The following is a 17,877-nucleotide window of genomic DNA, read 5'->3' as shown; positions in this document are numbered from 1 at the left end:
CTCCTAAAGTGCCGGCCCCATCCGGCACGTGCGCACACCTTCGTTACTTCACCCGCATCCCCGGCTTCGCGCCGCTATGCGGCTCGAGCACGTAAAGCCCCGGCTCGGCCTTCTCGTCCGCCGCCGACGCCGCGAGCACCATGCCCTCGGACAGCCCGAACTTCATCTTGCGCGGCGCGAGGTTCGCGACCATCACGGTCAGCTTGCCGATCAGATCCTCCGGCTGGTACGCCGACTTGATGCCCGAGAACACGTTGCGCGTCTTTTCTTCGCCGACATCGAGCGTCAGCTGCAGCAACTTGTCCGATCCCTCGACCGCCTTGCAGTCGACGATCTTCGCGACCCGCAGGTCGATCTTCGCGAAGTCGTCGATCGAGATGATGTCGGATGGATCGGCGCCGGCCTTTGCGTCGGCCGCCTTCGACTCGCCGTTCGCGGCGGCTGCCTTGGCCTTCTTCTTCGCATCGGCAGGCGCCGCGCCCTGCGTTGCTTGCAGCGAATCGCGGTTGGCGGCGAGCAGGGCTTCGAGCTGCTGGGGATCGACGCGGGTCATCAAGTGCTGGTACGCGTTGATGCGGTGCTCGGCGGCGAGCGGCACGTTCGCGTCGGCCCACGTGAGCGGCTCGATGCCGAGGAACGCCTCGACGCCTTGCGCGAGCTTCGGCAGCACCGGCTTCAACGCGAGCGACAGCAGGCGGAACGCCTCGATGCTGACGCTGCAGGTTTCGTGCAGCGCGACGGCGTTGGCCGGGTCTTTCGCCTGATCCCACGGCTTCGCAGTATCGACGTACGCGTTGACGGCATCGGCGAGCTCCATCGTCTGGCGCAGCGCACGGCCGTATTCGCGCGCCTCGTAGTGCGCGGCGATTTGCGGAATCGCCGCGCGCAGCGTGCCGAGCAGCGGGTGGTGCATCGCGCTTTCCTGGATGCGGCCGTCGAAGCGCTTGATCAAAAAGCCTGCCGCGCGGCTCGCGATGTTCACGTATTTGCCGATGAGGTCGCTGTTCACGCGCGCCTGGAAGTCCTCGAGGTTCAGGTCGATGTCCTCCATCGTGCTGTTCAGCTTCGCCGCGAAGTAGTAGCGCAGCCACTCGGGGTTCAGGCCGACGTCGACGAAGCTCTGCGCGGTGATGAACGTGCCGCGCGACTTCGACATCTTCGCGCCGTCCACCGTCAGGAAGCCGTGCGCGAACACGTTGGTCGGCGTGCGGTGGCCGGAGAACTCCAGCATCGCGGGCCAGAACAGCGTGTGGAAATAGAGGATGTCTTTGCCGATGAAGTGATATTGCTCGGCCGTCGAGCCTTGCTTGATCCACGCGTTGAAATCGAGGCCGAGGCGATCGGCGAGGTTCTTGAAGCTCGCGTAGTAGCCTACCGGCGCGTCGAGCCACACGTAGAAGTATTTGCCGGGCGCGCCAGGGATTTCGAAGCCGAAGTACGGCGCGTCGCGCGAGATGTCCCAGTCGGCGAGCTTCGCTTCGCCCGCGTCGCCGAGCCACTCGCGCATCTTGTTGGTCGCCTCCGGCTGCGCGAGGCCGCCCACCCAGCCGCGCAGGAAGTTCTCGCAGCGCGGGTCCGAGAGGCGGAAGAAGTAGTGCGTCGACGTCTTGCGCACGGGCGTCGCGCCCGACACCACGGAGTACGGGTTGACCAGCTCGGTCGGCTGATAGGTCGAGCCGCACACTTCGCAGTTGTCGCCGTATTGATCCTTCGCGCCGCATTTCGGACATTCGCCCTTGATGTAGCGGTCCGGCAGGAACATCTCCTTGATGGGGTCGTACGCCTGCTCGATGTCGCGCGCGTCGATCAATCCGGCTGCCTTGAGCGCCTCGTAGATCGATTCGGAAAGCACGCGGTTTTCTTCGGAATCCGTCGAGTAGTAGTTGTCGAACGAAATGCCGAAGCTGTCGAAATCGCGCTTGTGCTCTTTCCAGACGCGCTCGATCAGCGCCTTCGGCGTGATGCCCTCGCTTTCGGCGCGCAGCATGACCGGCGTGCCGTGCGTATCGTCGGCGCCGACGTAGTAGACCTCGTGACCATGCATTCGCAGCGCGCGCACCCAGATGTCCGTCTGGATGTACTCGACCAGGTGGCCGATGTGGATCTGTCCGTTCGCGTACGGCAGAGCGGACGTGACGAAGATCTGGCGGCGGCTGGCGGGGCTCGAGGCCGCGCCGGCTTGCGCGTGGGAATCGGTGGAGGCTGCTGGCATAGGGATTTCGTAGGACTGCGGGAGAAAAGAGTATTCGATTCTAGCAGGCGCGGGGCTCGCGGCGGGCCGGGGCCCGAGGGCGAGGCGGCGCTGGGCTCAAGACCCAAGGAGGAAGTGGAGGCGCCGGCCGAGCGGTGGGCACGGCGTTATTGAGAACAATTCTCATTGGTCGAGCGGAGAGGGGTGATCCGTCGGCCGTAGACAGGCTGGACTGCGGCGCATCGTCGAGCTGGACTTGGCCGGGCAGATGTCGCTCGCCGACGCAAAAGACGCGGGCAAAAAAACCGGGGCTACGGCCCCGGAGCAACAACGACAAGAGGAGAATGGTGACGCGGCCACATCTGCAGTCGCGTACCGTATAGAAAGACAGCGAATCTTCCGCCGAGTTCGAAATATTTTTGATTTGTTTACCAGAAGATTTCGGGCGGCTTGCCGAACGGGGCTCTGCGCGACGTCGCCGACGCCCGGCGGCAAGCGGTGCGAGCCGCCGGAAACGATCCCCGTCAAATCGTTATTGGTACCGCGGCGTCTGGCCGTGCTGCGCGGTAGCGCGCAGATAGATTTCGACGCGGCGGTTCTGCGCGCGGCCGGTATCGGTGTTGTTGTCGGCGATCGGGTTCGACGGGCCCATGCCTTGCGCCGTCAGGCGCGCCGGCACGACGCCGCGCTGGTTCAGGAACGTCACGACGCTCTGCGCGCGGTTTTGCGACAAAGTCATGTTGTATTGCTGGCTGCCGGTGCTGTCGGTATAGCCGATCACTTGCGCGATCAGCTCCGGGTTTTGCTGCAGCGTTTGCGCGACCGTGTCGAGCACGGGAGCGAACGACGACTTGATCGCGTAGCTATCCGTGTCGAACGAGATCGAGCTCGGGATGTTGACCTTGAGCGAGCCGTCCGGCTGCTCGCTGACCTGCGCGCCGGTGCCCTTGGTGGCGCCCGAGAGCTTCTCGTGGATCTTCTGCCAGTTGTAGCCCGTGATGCCGCCGACCGCCGCGCCTGCCGCCGCGCCGATCGCCGCGCCCTTGCCGCCGCCGAAGATCGCGCCGAGGCCGGCGCCCACGGCCGCGCCGGCGCCCGTGCCGACAGCCGTGTTGGTGCCCTGCTGGGTCGCGCAGCCGGCGAGCAGTGCACCGGCTACGGCGAAGACGGTCAGGTGGGTCATGACTTTTGCGTTCATATGCGTTTCCTCTTCAGTAACGTGTTGGACGACGGGGTGGACCGTCCTGGCTGGCCCATGCGGGGCGCTTTCGCGTGCGCTGCAAGCACCCGGGTGACAAAGGGTCTTCCGGCGGCACCGGGCACGAACCACTACAATAATGAATGGCAAGGCAGCGATGCGGCCCTATAGCTTGCAGCGGGCGAAGGGTGCCCGGCAAGTCGATTTTTGGCAATGGCAAGCAACAGATTCTTTCAATTTTAAAAGTTTGCAGGCAAGCGTTTCCGGCTCGTCAAGCCGGTCGCCCGCAGCCGCAGACGAATCCCCTCGGAGTATCGATGAGTATTGATCGGGCATTGGTCGACGCCGCCCTGGCCGCTGTCACCGACCCCAACACGGGCCGCCCGTTCGCGGCCGACAAAGGCGTGAAGAACGTGGCGATCGACGGCGCGACGGTCAGCGCCGACATCGTGCTCGGCTATCCGGCGCACAGCCAGTTCCTTGCCGTGCGCGCGCTCGTCGAGGATGCGCTGCGGCAGGTACCGGGCGTCGAGCAAGCGCGCGTCGCCGTGTCGCAATCGATCGCCGCTCACACCGTGCAGCGCGGCGTGAAACTGTTGCCGAATGTGAAGAACATCGTCGCCGTCGCATCGGGCAAGGGCGGCGTCGGCAAGAGCACCACGGCCGTCAATCTGGCGCTCGCGCTCGCAGGCGAGGGCGCGCGGGTCGGCATTCTCGACGCCGACATCTACGGCCCGTCGCTGCCGATGATGCTCGGCATCACCGGGCGTCCCGAATCGCCGGACGGTCAGTCGATGAACCCGCTTGCCGGCCACGGCGTGCAGGCGAACTCGATCGGCTTTCTGATCGAGCAGGACAACCCGATGGTCTGGCGCGGCCCGATGGCGACGTCCGCGCTCGAGCAGCTCCTGCGGCAGACCAACTGGAAGGATCTCGACTACCTGATCGTCGACATGCCGCCCGGCACCGGCGACATCCAGTTGACGCTCTCGCAGCGTGTGCCCGTAACGGGTGCGGTGATCGTCACGACCCCGCAGGACATCGCGCTCCTCGACGCGAAGAAGGGCCTCAAGATGTTCGAGAAGGTCGGCATTCCGATCCTCGGCATCGTCGAGAACATGAGCATCCATATCTGCTCGAACTGCGGCCACGAAGAGCACATCTTCGGTGCGGGCGGGGGCGATCGCATGGCGAAGGAGTACGGCGTCGAAGTGCTCGGCAGCCTGCCGCTCGATATCGCGATCCGCGAGCAGGCCGACGGCGGGCATCCGACGGTCGCCTCGGACCCGAACGGACGGATCGCCGAGATCTACCGTTCGATCGCGCGCAAGGTGGCGATCCACATCGCCGAGCGCGCGCGCGATATGACTTCGAAATTCCCCACCATCGTGGTTCAAAACACCTGAGACGAAACAGCCCCACGCTCTCTACTTGCTTTGCATGGGACCGGAGTAAGCGCTAAAGCGCTAACTCCGGGTCGACACGCTGCTCCCTCCCCCAATCCCCCAATCCCCCAATCCCCCAAGGCGACTTCCTCCGGGGCGAAGGTCTTCCTTCGGGGCGCGAGGGGGTGTCAGTACGCTTGGGACAGCCCGGCACGTACTGACAAGTGCCCAACGAAGTACCCGACGGCAGCGGAGTCGCCGTGTTTTTCGCGCGGCGGCTCGCGGTATCATGTCGGCTTCGCAAGGTCTGGCACGGCGGTCGCAGGGGCGGCCGCCGCCCGGCAAGAGGATCGCATGAGACAACGAATCGACGGGCAGGCGGTGCATCGCTTCATCGTCGTGGCTGCCGTCAGCCTGTTCGGCCTGTCGCTGAGCGGCTGCGCCGGCTTTTTCGGCCCCCACGAAAAACGCGCGGACGCGCAATTGGTGCCGACCGTGGGCAGTTCGGCGCGCGGCACGGTCACGTTCATCGAGCGCTCGGACGGCGTGCAGGTGACCTACAACGTGTCCGGTTTGCCGCCGAACAGCGACCATGCGCTGCAAATCCATGAACGCGGCGACTGCAACGCCGCCGACGGATCGAGCGCCGGCCGCGTCTTCGCCCCCGCCGCGGACGAGCTGAGATCGGGCGCGCGAGTGGAGGGCGACCTCGGCAACATCCACGCGGACGCAAACGGCGGGGCGACGGGCTTCATCGTGGCGCCGGACGTGTCGCTCGACGGCGTGCGCTCGGTCCTCTCGCGCTCCGTCCTGATCCTTCGCGACCCCAGCGATCCGTACGCGCTCACCGCGCACGGCGCCGGTCCCGCGCTCGCTTGCGGGCTGATCCGGCAATGAACCGGCTCGCTGGCTCGCGGCTTGCCGCGGCCGCCGGGCCGGACGGCCACCGCAGGCGCATCCGCGCGCTTTCACGGCAGCACCTTCACGATCGCGTAAAATAACCGCCTTTCGTCGAGCGGCCGGCGCCACATCCGCCGCGCACGCCGCCCTTCGGGCCTTTTCTCGTCACGCAGCGTTCTTCAGGTCCATTCATGGCCATCAAATCTGACAAATGGATTCGGCGCATGGCCGAACAGCACAAGATGATCGAGCCGTTCGTGCGCGATCAGGTCCGCGCTTCCGAGGACGGCCGCAAGATCGTCAGCTACGGCACGTCGAGCTACGGCTACGACATCCGCTGCGCCGACGAATTCAAGATCTTCACGAACATCAACTCGACGATCGTCGATCCGAAGAACTTTGACGAGAAGTCGTTTGTCGATTTCAGGGGCGACGTCTGCATCATCCCGCCGAACTCGTTCGCGCTCGCGCGCACCGTCGAGTACTTCCGCATCCCGCGCAACGTGCTCACCGTGTGCCTCGGCAAGTCGACCTACGCGCGCTGCGGGATCATCGTGAACGTCACGCCGTTCGAACCCGAGTGGGAAGGCTACGTCACCCTCGAATTCTCGAATACGACACCATTGCCTGCGAAAATCTACGCGAACGAAGGCGTAGCTCAAGTGCTCTTCTTCGAAAGCGATGAAGTGTGCGAAGTGTCGTACGCGGATCGCGGCGGCAAATACCAGGGGCAGCACGGCGTCACGCTGCCCAAGACGTAACGGACAACCGTTCTGTGAACAGCCCCCACGCTCACTGCGTTCGCTGCCCCCCGAGGGGGCGGTCAGTGCGCTTGGGGCGGCCCGGCGCACACTGACGTTCACCGGCCATTCGGGTGACCGCTGAGCAAAGGGAAGACAAGCCCAGGCCAGCGGTCCTTGTTTTTGGAGATTCGTCCCATGAAGTTTCGTTTTCCTGTCGTCATCATCGACGAAGACTTTCGCTCCGAGAACATCTCGGGTTCCGGCATCCGGGCGCTGGCGGAAGCGATCGAGAAGGAAGGCGTGGAAGTGGTCGGTCTCACGAGCTACGGCGACCTGACTTCGTTTGCGCAGCAGTCGAGCCGGGCGTCGTGCTTCATCCTGTCGCTCGACGACGACGAGCTGATGCTCGGCGAGGTCGGCCCCGACGGCGAGCTGCCCGAACTCGCGACCGCGATCATCGACCTGCGCGCGTTCGTCACCGAAGTGCGCCGCCGCAACGCCGACATCCCGATCTTCCTCTACGGCGAAACGCGCACCTCGCGCCACCTGCCGAACGACATCCTGCGCGAGCTGCACGGCTTCATCCACATGTTCGAGGACACGCCGGAGTTCGTCGCGCGCCACATCATCCGCGAGGCGCGCGTCTACCTGGATTCGCTCTCGCCGCCGTTCTTCAAGGAGCTCGTCAAGTATGCCGACGAAGGCTCGTACTCGTGGCACTGCCCGGGGCACTCGGGCGGCGTCGCGTTCCTGAAAAGCCCGCTCGGCCAGATGTTCCACCAGTTCTTCGGCGAGAACATGCTGCGCGCCGACGTCTGCAATGCCGTCGACGAGCTCGGCCAGCTGCTCGACCACATCGGTCCGGTGGCCGCGTCCGAGCGCAACGCCGCGCGCATCTTCAGCGCCGATCACCTGTTCTTCGTGACCAACGGTACGTCGACCTCGAACAAGATCGTCTGGCACGCGACGGTGGCGCCGGGCGACATCGTGCTCGTCGACCGCAACTGCCACAAGTCGATCCTGCACGCGATCATGATGACGGGCGCGATCCCCGTGTTCCTCACGCCGACGCGCAACAACTTCGGCATCATCGGCCCGATTCCGCGCGACGAGTTCAAGCCCGAGAACATTCGCAGGAAGATCGAGGCGAACCCGTTCGCGCGCGAAGCGCTCGCGAAGAACCCGAACCTGAAGCCGCGCATCCTGACGATCACGCAGAGCACGTACGACGGCGTGATCTACAACGTCGAGATGATCAAGGACCTGCTCGGCGACCTCCTCGATACGCTGCACTTTGACGAAGCGTGGCTGCCGCACGCCGAGTTCCACGAGTTCTACCAGGACATGCACGCCATCGGCGCGGGCCGTCCGCGCACCGGCGCACTCGTGTTCGCGACGCACTCGACGCACAAGCTGCTCGCGGGCATCTCGCAGGCCTCGCAGATCGTCGTGCAGGATTCGGAGCACCGCGCGTTCGACAAGGACCGCTTCAACGAGGCGTACCTGATGCACACGTCGACGAGCCCGCAGTACGCGATCATCGCGTCGTGCGACGTCGCCGCCGCGATGATGGAGCCGCCGGGCGGCACGGCGCTCGTCGAGGAATCGATTGCCGAGGCGCTCGACTTCCGCCGCGCGATGCGCAAGGTCGACGCCGAATACGGCGACGACTGGTTCTTCAAGGTGTGGGGTCCGGAGAACCTCGTCGACGAAGGCATCGGCTCGCGCGAAGACTGGATCTTGCGCGCCGAGGACAATTGGCACGGCTTCGGCCAGCTCGCCGCCGGCTTCAACATGCTCGACCCGATCAAGGCGACGATCGTCACGCCGGGGCTCGATCTCGCGGGCGACTTCGGCGAGACCGGCATCCCGGCTGCGATCGTGACGAAGTACCTGGCCGAGCACGGCATCATCGTCGAGAAGACCGGGCTCTATTCGTTCTTCATCATGTTCACGATCGGCATCACGAAGGGTCGCTGGAACTCGATGGTGACCGAGCTGCAGCAGTTCAAGGACGACTACGACAACAACCAGCCGCTGTGGCGCGTGCTGCCGAAATTCGTCGCGCAGCATCCGCAGTACGAGCGCGTCGGCCTTGCCGACCTCTGCCAGCAGATCCACAGCGTCTATCGTGCGAACGACATCGCGCGGCTCACGACGGAGATGTATCTGTCGAACATGGAGCCGGCGATGAAGCCGTCCGATGCGTTCGCGAAGCTCGCGCACCGCGAGGTCGACCGCGTGGCCATCGACGAGCTCGAAGGCCGTGTGACGAGCGTTCTGCTCACGCCGTATCCGCCCGGCATTCCGCTTCTGATTCCCGGCGAGCGCTTCAACAAGACGATCGTCAACTACCTGAAGTTCGCGCGCGATTTCAACGCGCGCTTCCCGGGTTTCTACACGGATATCCACGGTCTCGTCGCCGAGTCGGTCAATGGCCGCCTCGAGTACTACGTGGATTGCGTGCGCGGTTGATCTCGATGATGTCGCCGGGCTTCAAACGCGGTCTGGCCGGCGCGCTCTTCGCCGGCGCCTGCCTCGCGGGGTTGTTGTCGGCGGGGGCGGCGCGGGCCGAGGTCGCCGCCGCCGACCCGATCGATACCGCAATGCAGCAGTGTCTTGCGCGCGCCGACCGGTCGTCGACTGCGGGGCAGGTGCAGTGCACCGAGGCGGCAAACGACGCGTGGCAGACAGCGATCGATGCCGCCTTCCAGTCGGTGCTCGCGAATGCGCCTACCGACAAGGTGCGCCGCGGCTGGCAGGAGAGCCAGCGGCGCTGGCTCGCGTGGCGCAAGGATGAGGCGTATTTGCTGCATGCCGTGTTCGCGACCACGGCGGGTTCGTCGTACGCCATGAGCGCGGCGAACCTGCGCCTGCAGCCGGTGCGCGATCGCGCGCTGGCGTTGCGCAAGGCTGCCGCGCAGTACCAGCAATCTGCGCAGGCGAAGCTGACGGGCGATGCGCCGCCGGCCGCGCAGCGCGCGCGGCGCTGCGCCGACGATGCCGCATGTCTGCACGCGGACTTCGACTTGAATCGCTACTATCGGACGTTGCGTGCGAAGCTGCCGGTCCGCTCGCGGCCGGCGCTGGTGCACGCCGAGCGCACCTGGGTCGCGTTTCGCGACGCGACGGGGCCGCTCATCAGCGCACAAGACAGGTTCGATCTGATCGGCGCGCGGATCGCGACGATCAAGCGTTTTTCGGAGACGGTCGGGAACGATTGAGCGGCGGACCGGCGCGCGAGGTCTGCGCTTGAAACACAAACGGCGCGGGGTCAGTTCAGAAGTCCGCCGTTTTCCTTGGCAACGCTGCTGCGAGTGCGATCGGTCAGATCACCCCAGCGCTGCCCGCGCCGCCTTCGCCGCGGCCCGCACCTGCTCGGGCGCGGTGCCGCCCGGATGGTTGCGGCTCGCCACCGAACCTTCGAGCGTCAGGTAGTCGAACACGTCGTCGCCGATCAGGTGCGCGACGTTCGGCAACTCCTTGCGCATCTCGTCGAGCGCGAGGTCCGCCAAGTCGCATTGACGGTCCACGCAGATCCGCACTGCGTGCGCAACCGCTTCGTGCGCGTCGCGGAACGGCAGGCCGCGCTTGACGAGGTAGTCGGCGAGATCGGTGGCCGTCGAGAAGCCTTGCAGCGCTGCGGCGCGCATGGCCTGCGTCTTCACCGTGATGCCCGCGGCCATCTCCGCGAAAATGCGCAGCGTGTCCGCGACCGTATCGACGGTGTCGAAGAGCGGCTCTTTGTCTTCCTGGTTGTCTTTGTTGTACGCGAGCGGCTGGCCCTTCATCAGCGTGAGGAGCGCCAACAAGTGGCCGTTCACGCGGCCCGTCTTGCCGCGCGCGAGCTCCGGCACGTCCGGGTTCTTCTTCTGCGGCATGATCGACGAGCCCGTGCAGAAGCGGTCCGCGAGATCGATGAAGCCGACCCGCGGGCTCATCCACAGCACGAGTTCTTCCGAGAAGCGCGAGACGTGCGTCATCACGAGCGCCGCCGCGGCCGTGAATTCGATCGCGAAATCGCGGTCGGAGACCGCGTCGAGCGAGTTGGCGCAAATGCCGTCGAAGCCCAGCGTTTTCGCGACTGCGTGCCGGTCGATCGGGTAGCTCGTACCCGCGAGCGCCGCCGCGCCGAGCGGCAGGCGGTTCATGCGCGTGCGGCAGTCGCGCATGCGCTCGGCATCGCGCGTGAACATTTCGACATAGGCGAGCAGATGGTGGCCGAACGTGACCGGCTGCGCGACCTGCAAGTGCGTGAAGCCCGGCAGGATCGTCTCGGCGTTCTGTTCCGCGAGGTCGATCAGCGCGCCGCGCAAGTCCTTCAGCAAGCCGCCGATGCGGTCGATTTCGCCGCGCAGCCACAGGCGGATGTCGGTTGCGACCTGGTCGTTGCGCGAGCGGCCCGTGTGCAGGCGCTTGCCTGCATCGCCGATCAGCGCGGTCAGGCGCGCTTCGATGTTCAGGTGGACGTCCTCGAGGTCTAGCCGCCATTCGAATTCGCCGCGCTCGATCTCGCCCTTGATCTGCGCCATGCCGCGCTGGATCGCGGCGAGATCGTCCTCGCCGATGATCTCCTGCGCCGCGAGCATCGACGCGTGCGCGAGCGAGCCTTCGATATCGACGAGCGCGAGGCGCTTGTCGAAGAAAACCGACGACGTATAGCGTTTGACAAGCTCCGACATCGGCTCCGAGAAGCGAGCCGACCAGGCTTCGCCTTTTTTGTGCAGTTGGGACGTCATGGTGATGGCAGTGAACGTAGTGCCGTGGTACTACGGCGTGGGAAGCACGCGTTGGGCGTGCCGGGAGAGGAGACGATTCTAACATCGCAGCCCGGTGCGGCCGGGCTCGGCCGGTCGAGATAAGGCGCGCTATCCGGCGCGATGGTGCGCGCCCTGCGTCACGCCGTCGCCATCAGCTTGCCCACGCACATCACCGGCCCCGTCGGACCGTTCGGGTCGGGGGAGCCGCCTTGCGGCTCCTTCGATACCGCGAGCTTCAAGTACGCGTCCATTCCGTGCACCTTCATGCGGATCGTGCCACCCGGCGGAATCACCCCGAGCGATACCGGGTGGCCGTTCTGCGGCATCCCCCACAACTGCTCGGAATGGCCGGACGGGCCCGTGTCGCCGCCCATCCGATGGACGGTCATCATCGCGCTCTTCTGATCCCACATGACGACCATCATCGTCTTGTTCGTCTGTACATCGTTGAGGGCGGCCATATAGGCGACGCGCTCGATCCCCGGGCCGTCGGGCTGCTCGGCGACTTGTGCCGCAGGCGCTTGAGTCTGCGTTTGCGGCACGAGCGGCCGCAGTGCGACGGCGAGCGCAAGCACGGCGGCGGCCGTCGCGGCAACCGACCATCCGCGCCAGAACGACAGGCTTTCGAACCAGCGCGAGCCGCTCGCCTGGCGCGAAGCCGGCTGCCGCGGCGGCGCGGCGGCCCGCGCAGACGCCGCCCCAGGGGCCGGCGTCTCCCCACCCGCCAACGCTGCACTTCGGGCGGCGCTCAATTCGAGCCGCCGCGCGATTCCTTCCCACACCGACAGCGGCGGCGCGACGCACGGCCCCAGCTCGACCATCGCGCGCACGCGCGCCTGCCATTCCTCGACGGCAACGCGCACCGCCGCATCGCTTCGCGCAATGTGCTCGAAACGGCGGCGCGCCGCGCCCCGCAGCACGCCGAGCGCGTACTCGCCCGCGAGCCGGTCGACGAGTCCCGGATGCCGATGCAGATCCATCACGGACCTCCCATGCACGTCTTGAGTTTTTCGAGCCCGCGCCGGACCCATGACTTGACCGTGCCGAGCGGCACCTTCAAGACATCGGCGATCTCGCTATGGCTCTGGTCGCGAAGATAGGCGAGCGCGAGCGCCTGGCGCTGGTTCGCGTCGAGCCGTTCCATGCAGATCGCGAGCCGCCGGGCCTCCTGGCTCAGCAGCGCGGTGTCGGCGGGATCGGGGTCGGGTCCTGCCAAGATTTCATCCAAACTTTCGCTCCATTCGGTTTGCCCGGCGGCGCTCGTCTTTTGCCGGCGCAGACAGTCGAGCGCGCGGTTGCGGACGATCGCCGCCATCCAGGTCATCGGCGCGGCGAGGCTCTCGCGGTAGTCGCCCGCGTAGCGCCAGATGCTGACGAACGCGTCCTGCAGCGCCTCTTCGGCCCACTCGCGCTTCACCAATATACGGAGCGCGACGCCGAACAGTTTCGATGAGGTCAGATCGTAGAGGGAGCGCAGCGCCGCGGCGTCCTCGCCGGCGACGCGCGCGAGGAGGGCGGTAAGGGCGTCCGGCGTGGGCTCGGGAGGAAGAGGGGTCATGGCGTATTCTTATGGGCTCGCGCGGCTATCTTAATGGAGCCTATGAGCGCCGCACCAGCACCACGAGCTTCAAATCGTCCCGGTGCGCGGGCTTGAACGTGATCTGATCGTAGACGACGCGCCCAAGCCGCGGATGATCGAATTCGCGTGCGCCGCCCTCGCGCTCGCCGACGTCCTGCGACGCCCAGTAGTGCGCGAAAGCGTCGCTTTCGGCGGCGAGCGCATCGATGAGGCTGCGGGTCGGCGCATCGTTCAGGTGCCGGATCGAATCGGCGCGGAATTCCGCCGCGAGCCGCCGCGCGCGCGTCTCCCAGTCGACGATCAGCGTGCGCGCCGACGGCGCCGTGAAGGTGAAGCGCAGCAGGTTGCGGTCGCGCGTCTCGCCCGGCGCGTCGTCCAGCCAGCCGGCGAAAAGATCGGCGGCCGGCGCGTTCCACGCGAACGCGGTCCATTGGCGGTCGAGCACGTAGGCCGGGGATTGGATGAGCTGCACGGTTTCGATGAGGGCGGCGGGGGCGTCGGTGGCCGCCTGATCGGGCTCGGCCGGATCGCGCTCCTCGGCGAGCTCGAACAGGTACGCGCGCTCGGCGCGCGAGAGCTGCAGCGCGACCGCAATCCGCGCAAGCGCATCAGCGGATGCGGACACCGGCCGTCCTTGCTCGATCCACGTGTACCAGGTCGGGCTCACGCCGCACAGTTGCGCGACTTCCTCGCGCCGCAGGCCCGGCGTGCGGCGGCGCGGCCCCGGTGGCAGGCCGACCGCCATCGGCGACAGGCGTTCGCGATGCGCGCGGATGAAGTCGCCGAGCGCGCGGGCGGGCGTGGCGCTCGACGAGGAGGGGGGCGGATCGCCGGGGTGCGACGGGATGGTCATGTTCGGTCGACGGGTGACGCCAGAGATCAAGCGTAGGGGAGCAGCTTTTGTACCAGGATAATTGCTTAACTTGTACTGGTACAGGGCGGGCTCTATTGTAGCGGCACACACCGGGTCCGCGCACTGCGGCGCGGTGTCCTCAAGTCCCCTTCAAGGAGCTATCGATGAAACATCACGATCAGGTCGCCGAGGCGTTCGGTTCGACTGCCGCCGCTTATTTGACGAGTGCCGTGCATGCAAGCGGCGCCGATCTGCAAACGCTGGCGGCGGAAATCGGCGCGACGCCCGGTGCCGCCGTGCTGGATCTCGGCTGCGGGGCGGGGCATGCGAGCTTCGCGGTCGCGCCGCACGCGCAGCGCGTGGTCGCGTACGATCTCGCGCCGCAGATGCTGGCGACCGTCGCCGCGGCGGCGCGCGAGCGCGGTCTCGCGAATATCCGCACCGAGCAGGGCGCGGCCGAAGTGCTGCCGTTTGCCGACGCGTCGTTCGACTGGGCGATCAGCCGGATGAGCGCACACCACTGGCACGACGTGCCGCGCGCGCTCGCCGAAGTGCGCCGCGTGCTGAAGCCGGGCGGCCGGGTGCTGTTCATTGACGTCGCGGGCATCGACGCCCCCTTGCTGGACACCCACATCCAGGCGATCGAATTGCTGCGCGACGGGTCGCACATTCGCGACTATCGCGCCGACGAATGGCTCGCGCTGTTGGCGAACGCGGGTTTTACCGCGCAGATTCGCGAGCGCTGGCGTTTGCCGATCGAGTTTGCGTCGTGGGTCGCGCGGATGCGCACGCCCGAGGTGCGTGTCGCGGCGATCCGTTCGATGTGGGCGAGCGCGCCCGATGAGGTGCGCGAGTATTTCGATGTGCAGCCCGACGGATCATTCAAGCTGGACGTGTTGATGATCGAGGCGCGGTGACGGGGCAGGTGACGAGGCAGGTGATGAGGCAGGTGATGTGAAGCGGGCGTCACGCGACGCGGCAGGGCGTCGCGTGACGAGTGCGCCGTTGTCAGCCGGTATTGCGCAGCCCCGCGGCGATCCCGTTGATCGTCAGGTGAATCCCGCGCCGCAGCCGCGCGGTCGTATCGCCCGCGCGGTGGCGCTTGATCAGCTCGACCTGCAGGTGATTCAGCGGGTCGAGGTACGGGAATCGGTTCTTGATCGAGCGCGCGAGGAGCGGGTTGTCGGCGAGCCGCTCTTCCTTGCCGGTGATCTCGGAGAGCACCGTCGACGTGCGCTCCCACTCCGCCACGATGCGCTCGAACACGTGCTTGCGCAGCTTTTTGTCCGCGACGAGCTGCGCGTAGCGCGAGGCGACCGCGAGATCGGTCTTGGCGAGCACCATGTCCATGTTCGACAGCAGGGTCGAGAAGAACGGCCAGGTCTTGTACATCTTCCTGAGCGCCGAAAGCCGCCGGGCGCGCTCGGCGTCGCTGCCCGCGCCGTCCAGGTGCGCGGCGACCGCGCTGCCGAACCCGTACCAGCCCGTGAGCAGGAGCCGGCACTGCCCCCATGAGAAGCCCCAGGGAATCGCGCGCAGGTCTTCGATCTTGCGGTTTTTCGGGTCCTGCAGCTTGCGCGACGCGGGCCGGCTGCCGATGTTGAGCTCCGCGATTTCGGCGATCGGCGTCGACGAGAAGAAATACTCGGTGAAGCCGGGCGTCTCGTAGACGAGCGCGCGATAGGCGGCCATCGCCGCATCGGACAGCGTCTGCATCGTTTCTTCGAACGTGGCCAGGTTCGCGCCCGGCACGTGGCCAACATTCCCTTGCGGCAGGAGCGACGCTTCGAGCGTCGCCGCGACCACCGTCTCCAGGTTGCGCCGGCCGATCTCGGGATTGCTGAACTTGCTCGCGATCACCTCGCCTTGCTCGGTCAGGCGGATCTGGCCTTCGACGGTGCCGGGCGGCTGCGAGAGGATCGCCTGGTAGGTCGGGCCGCCGCCGCGCCCGACCGTGCCGCCGCGGCCGTGGAAGAGCCGCAGCGTGATGCCGCGCGCCTTGAACAGCGCGACGAGCGCCAGTTCCGCGCGGTAAAGCTCCCAGTTCGACGTGAGGAAGCCGCCGTCCTTGTTGCTGTCCGAGTAGCCGAGCATCACTTCCTGCTCGCCGTCCTGGTGCTCGACGATGGCGTCGACGCCGGGCAGCGCGAAGTAGTCGCGCATGATGTGCGGCGCGTTGCGCAAGTCGGCGATGGTTTCGAAGAGCGGGATCACCATCAGGCCGTTCCTCGCGCTCGCGTGCGGGCTGCCGAGCACGCCTTCGAGCAAGCCGGCTTCCTTCTGCAGCAACAGCACTTCGACGAGGTCGCTCACCGTTTCCGTGTGCGAGATGATGTAGTTGCGCACCGCGCGCGCGCCGAAGCGCTCGCGCGTCGTGCGGGCCGCCTCGAGCACGCCGAGCTCGCTCTTCGCGAGGTCCGAGTAGTCGAGGTACGGCGAGCGCAAAAGGCGCGGCTGAGAAAGTTCGGCGATGAGCACGCGCAGCTTGTCGGCCTCCGCAAGCGCCGCGTAGTCGGGCTCGACACCCGCTTTCTTGAGCAGCTCGGCGATCACCGCTTCGTGGATGTCGGAGCTTTGGCGCAGGTCGATGCTGGCCAGATGGAAGCCGAACACCTCGGACGCGCGCGCGAGCGGCGCGAGGCGCGGCGTCGCGAGCGATTCGCCGTGATGGCCGGCGAGCGAATCGATCAGCACGTGCAAGTCGCGCGTGAATTCGCTCGAGTCGGCGTACGGTTTCGCGCGCACTTGCGGCCCGCTGCGGCCCGCGCCGCGCACCGGGACGGCGCCTTCGCCGAGCCGCACGCGCGCGCTCGCCGCGAGCCGCGTGTACATGCCGATCAGCGCGCGGCGGTACGGCTCGTCGACGCGGTGCGGCGACTGGTCCGGCGACGCCGCGGCGAGTGCCTTCAGTTCATCGCTCGCGCTCGCGAGCATGTTCGACACGGAGAGTTCCGCGCCGAGCTTGTGCACCTCTTCGAGGTAGTGCTCCAAGATCACGGCGGCCTGCCGCGTGATCGCCTCTTCGAGCGTCGCGGCGGTCACGTTCGGATTGCCGTCGCGGTCGCCGCCGATCCAGCTGCCCATCTGCAAGAACGGCGGCAGGCGCGTGGCGAGGCCGTGCTCGGCGAGCTCGGCTTCGATATCGGCGTAGAGAGCGGGGATCTCGTTCAGGAACGTTGCGCGGTAGTACGACAGCGCGTTCTCGATTTCGTCGGCGACGGTGAGGCGCGAGTCGCGCAGCATGCGCGTCTGCCAGAGCGACGTGACGCGCGCGCGCAAGATGGCCTCGTTTTGCGCGCGTTCGCGCGCGGTCAGCGGCTGGTCGCGCTCGGCGAGCAGTCGCGCGATCGCGCGTCCCGCGTCGAGAATGCTCTTCCTCTGGACTTCGGTCGGGTGCGCGGTGAGCACGGGCACGATCAGCGCGCCGTGGAAGAACTGCTCGAGCACCGGCGTGGCGGCCGCGCCCGCTTGCGTCAGGCGCGCGAGCGCATAGGCGATCGTCCCCGCCTGCGGCGCGGAGCCCGCGAGCGCGTGGACGCGGCGGCGGCGGTTGTGGTGGCGGTCCTCGGCGATGTTCGCGAGATGCGAGAAGTAGCTGAACGCGCGCACGACGCTCACCGTCTGCTCGGGCGTGAGCGCGCGCAGCTTCTTGTCGAGCGTCTGCGCGGCGCTGCTGTCGTCTTCGCGGCGGAATTTGACGGCGCTCTGGCGAATTGCCTCGACGACTTCGAACACCGCGTCGCCTTCCTGCTCGCGCACGACGTCGCCGAGCAGGCGGCCGAGGTAGCGGATGTCCTGAAACAGCGGCTGATCCTTGTCCTCGCGGCTGCGGCCTTGCGCGCGCGGCGACGGCGCGGCGGCTTGGCTCGCGTCGTTGGCCGCGTTTTTCGCGCGGGTTTTGCCGGCGGCTTTCGCCTCGGCGAGCGGGGCGACGGCTTCGGTTTCGATGGCTTGCACGGCCTTTACCGCTTTGATGGCTTTGGCGCTCTTGGGCGATTGAGCCGCTTTCACGGTTCTCGCAGCTTTGACCGCTCGGGCCGCTTTGGCTGTTTTGGCTGCCTTCGTGGCAGATGCGGCCGGCGCGGCCGATTCGTGGGCGGGCGATGCAGCGTTGCGGCGGGCAGAGCGCGCCGATCCGGAAGACGTCACGATGATTTCCTCAGTGAAGCCAGAGTCTATGAATAGATAGATGGACTGCGGGTAAGGCAACTGCGGAACCTACGACAACCGCGCTGATTTCGAGGTGAGGCGCGTGAACTGCTGACCGC

13 protein-coding genes are annotated in these 17,877 nt (G+C 66.7%); 6 read left to right on the top strand and 7 right to left on the bottom strand.

Features of this window, described 5'->3' with window-relative positions; all coding sequences use genetic code 11:
- Positions 1–43: 43 nt before the first annotated feature.
- Together metG and J3489_RS26470 are read right to left on the bottom strand one after the other, a co-directional pair.
- Positions 44–2,212, bottom strand: a complete 2,169-nt coding sequence (metG, locus tag J3489_RS26475; protein ID WP_207003134.1) for a methionine--tRNA ligase — start codon at positions 2,210–2,212, stop codon at positions 44–46.
- Between the two features lie 511 nt (positions 2,213–2,723).
- Positions 2,724–3,389, bottom strand: a complete 666-nt coding sequence (locus J3489_RS26470) for a YiaD family glycine zipper/OmpA-like lipoprotein (RefSeq protein WP_207003130.1) — start codon at positions 3,387–3,389, stop codon at positions 2,724–2,726.
- A gap of 317 nt (positions 3,390–3,706) precedes the next feature.
- On the opposite strand from J3489_RS26470, the gene apbC reads away from it, so the two are divergent.
- From apbC to J3489_RS26445, 5 genes are all read left to right on the top strand, one after another.
- Entirely contained in the window at positions 3,707–4,795 is a 1,089-nt protein-coding gene (gene apbC, locus J3489_RS26465; RefSeq protein WP_207003129.1) for an iron-sulfur cluster carrier protein ApbC, read from the top strand.
- A gap of 333 nt (positions 4,796–5,128) precedes the next feature.
- On the top strand, positions 5,129–5,671 hold the full coding sequence (locus J3489_RS26460; protein ID WP_207003128.1) for a superoxide dismutase family protein: 543 nt from the start codon (positions 5,129–5,131) through the stop codon (positions 5,669–5,671).
- A gap of 194 nt (positions 5,672–5,865) precedes the next feature.
- Entirely contained in the window at positions 5,866–6,435 is a 570-nt protein-coding gene (gene dcd, locus J3489_RS26455; RefSeq protein WP_207003127.1) for a dCTP deaminase, read from the top strand.
- 177 nt (positions 6,436–6,612) lie between these two features.
- Positions 6,613–8,892 (top strand): arginine/lysine/ornithine decarboxylase, encoded by a 2,280-nt coding sequence (locus tag J3489_RS26450; RefSeq protein ID WP_207003126.1) that lies wholly within the window; start codon positions 6,613–6,615, stop codon positions 8,890–8,892.
- 8 nt (positions 8,893–8,900) lie between these two features.
- Positions 8,901–9,641 (top strand): lysozyme inhibitor LprI family protein, encoded by a 741-nt coding sequence (locus J3489_RS26445; protein ID WP_207003209.1) that lies wholly within the window; start codon positions 8,901–8,903, stop codon positions 9,639–9,641.
- Positions 9,642–9,749: 108 nt separating this feature from the next.
- Here J3489_RS26445 and argH read toward each other — a convergent pair whose 3' ends face one another.
- The 4 genes from argH to J3489_RS26425 all read right to left on the bottom strand — a co-directional run bounded on the left by argH (position 9,750) and on the right by J3489_RS26425 (position 13,609).
- Positions 9,750–11,156: an argininosuccinate lyase gene (gene argH / locus J3489_RS26440; RefSeq protein WP_207003124.1), complete on the bottom strand. Its 1,407-nt coding sequence runs from the start codon at positions 11,154–11,156 to the stop codon at positions 9,750–9,752.
- Positions 11,157–11,314: 158 nt separating this feature from the next.
- Entirely contained in the window at positions 11,315–12,157 is an 843-nt protein-coding gene (locus tag J3489_RS26435) for an anti-sigma factor (RefSeq protein WP_207003123.1), read from the bottom strand.
- Positions 12,157–12,735, bottom strand: a complete 579-nt coding sequence (locus J3489_RS26430; RefSeq protein WP_207003122.1) for a sigma-70 family RNA polymerase sigma factor — start codon at positions 12,733–12,735, stop codon at positions 12,157–12,159. The genes J3489_RS26435 and J3489_RS26430 overlap by 1 nt, the downstream gene beginning before the upstream one ends.
- A gap of 40 nt (positions 12,736–12,775) precedes the next feature.
- Positions 12,776–13,609 carry a helix-turn-helix transcriptional regulator gene (locus tag J3489_RS26425; protein ID WP_207003121.1) on the bottom strand — a complete coding sequence of 278 codons (834 nt, stop codon included), beginning with the start codon at positions 13,607–13,609 and terminating at the stop codon, positions 12,776–12,778.
- Between the two features lie 164 nt (positions 13,610–13,773).
- Between J3489_RS26425 and J3489_RS26420 the strand changes: the two genes are divergently transcribed.
- On the top strand, positions 13,774–14,526 hold the full coding sequence (locus J3489_RS26420) for a class I SAM-dependent methyltransferase (RefSeq protein ID WP_207003120.1): 753 nt from the start codon (positions 13,774–13,776) through the stop codon (positions 14,524–14,526).
- A 91-nt stretch (positions 14,527–14,617) separates the two neighbouring features.
- Here the strand turns inward: J3489_RS26420 and ppc are convergent, their stop codons facing one another.
- Positions 14,618–17,758 carry a phosphoenolpyruvate carboxylase gene (gene ppc, locus J3489_RS26415; protein WP_207003119.1) on the bottom strand — a complete coding sequence of 1,047 codons (3,141 nt, stop codon included), beginning with the start codon at positions 17,756–17,758 and terminating at the stop codon, positions 14,618–14,620.
- Positions 17,759–17,877 lie beyond the last annotated feature (119 nt).

The organism is Trinickia mobilis (assembly GCF_017315705.1).
GTDB lineage: Bacteria > Pseudomonadota > Gammaproteobacteria > Burkholderiales > Burkholderiaceae > Trinickia_A > Trinickia_A mobilis.
The sequence above is the reverse complement of the archived record's forward strand: the minus strand, read 5'-3'. Positions and strand labels throughout refer to the sequence as shown.

What these genes read in the sequence shown, in the direction of transcription:
- J3489_RS26445 (WP_207003209.1), top strand. Translation starts at nt 8,901, where the DNA reads ATGTCGCCGGGCTTCAAACGCGGTCTGGCCGGCGCGCTCTTCGCCGGC.
- J3489_RS26425 (WP_207003121.1), bottom strand. Translation starts at nt 13,609, where the DNA reads ATGACCATCCCGTCGCACCCCGGCGATCCGCCCCCCTCCTCGTCGAGC.
- J3489_RS26435 (WP_207003123.1), bottom strand. Translation starts at nt 12,157, where the DNA reads ATGGATCTGCATCGGCATCCGGGACTCGTCGACCGGCTCGCGGGCGAG.
- J3489_RS26470 (WP_207003130.1), bottom strand. Translation starts at nt 3,389, where the DNA reads ATGAACGCAAAAGTCATGACCCACCTGACCGTCTTCGCCGTAGCCGGT.
- J3489_RS26420 (WP_207003120.1), top strand. Translation starts at nt 13,774, where the DNA reads ATGAAACATCACGATCAGGTCGCCGAGGCGTTCGGTTCGACTGCCGCC.
- argH (WP_207003124.1), bottom strand. Translation starts at nt 11,156, where the DNA reads ATGACGTCCCAACTGCACAAAAAAGGCGAAGCCTGGTCGGCTCGCTTC.
- J3489_RS26450 (WP_207003126.1), top strand. Translation starts at nt 6,613, where the DNA reads ATGAAGTTTCGTTTTCCTGTCGTCATCATCGACGAAGACTTTCGCTCC.
- apbC (WP_207003129.1), top strand. Translation starts at nt 3,707, where the DNA reads ATGAGTATTGATCGGGCATTGGTCGACGCCGCCCTGGCCGCTGTCACC.
- dcd (WP_207003127.1), top strand. Translation starts at nt 5,866, where the DNA reads ATGGCCATCAAATCTGACAAATGGATTCGGCGCATGGCCGAACAGCAC.
- J3489_RS26460 (WP_207003128.1), top strand. Translation starts at nt 5,129, where the DNA reads ATGAGACAACGAATCGACGGGCAGGCGGTGCATCGCTTCATCGTCGTG.
- metG (WP_207003134.1), bottom strand. Translation starts at nt 2,212, where the DNA reads ATGCCAGCAGCCTCCACCGATTCCCACGCGCAAGCCGGCGCGGCCTCG.
- J3489_RS26430 (WP_207003122.1), bottom strand. Translation starts at nt 12,735, where the DNA reads ATGACCCCTCTTCCTCCCGAGCCCACGCCGGACGCCCTTACCGCCCTC.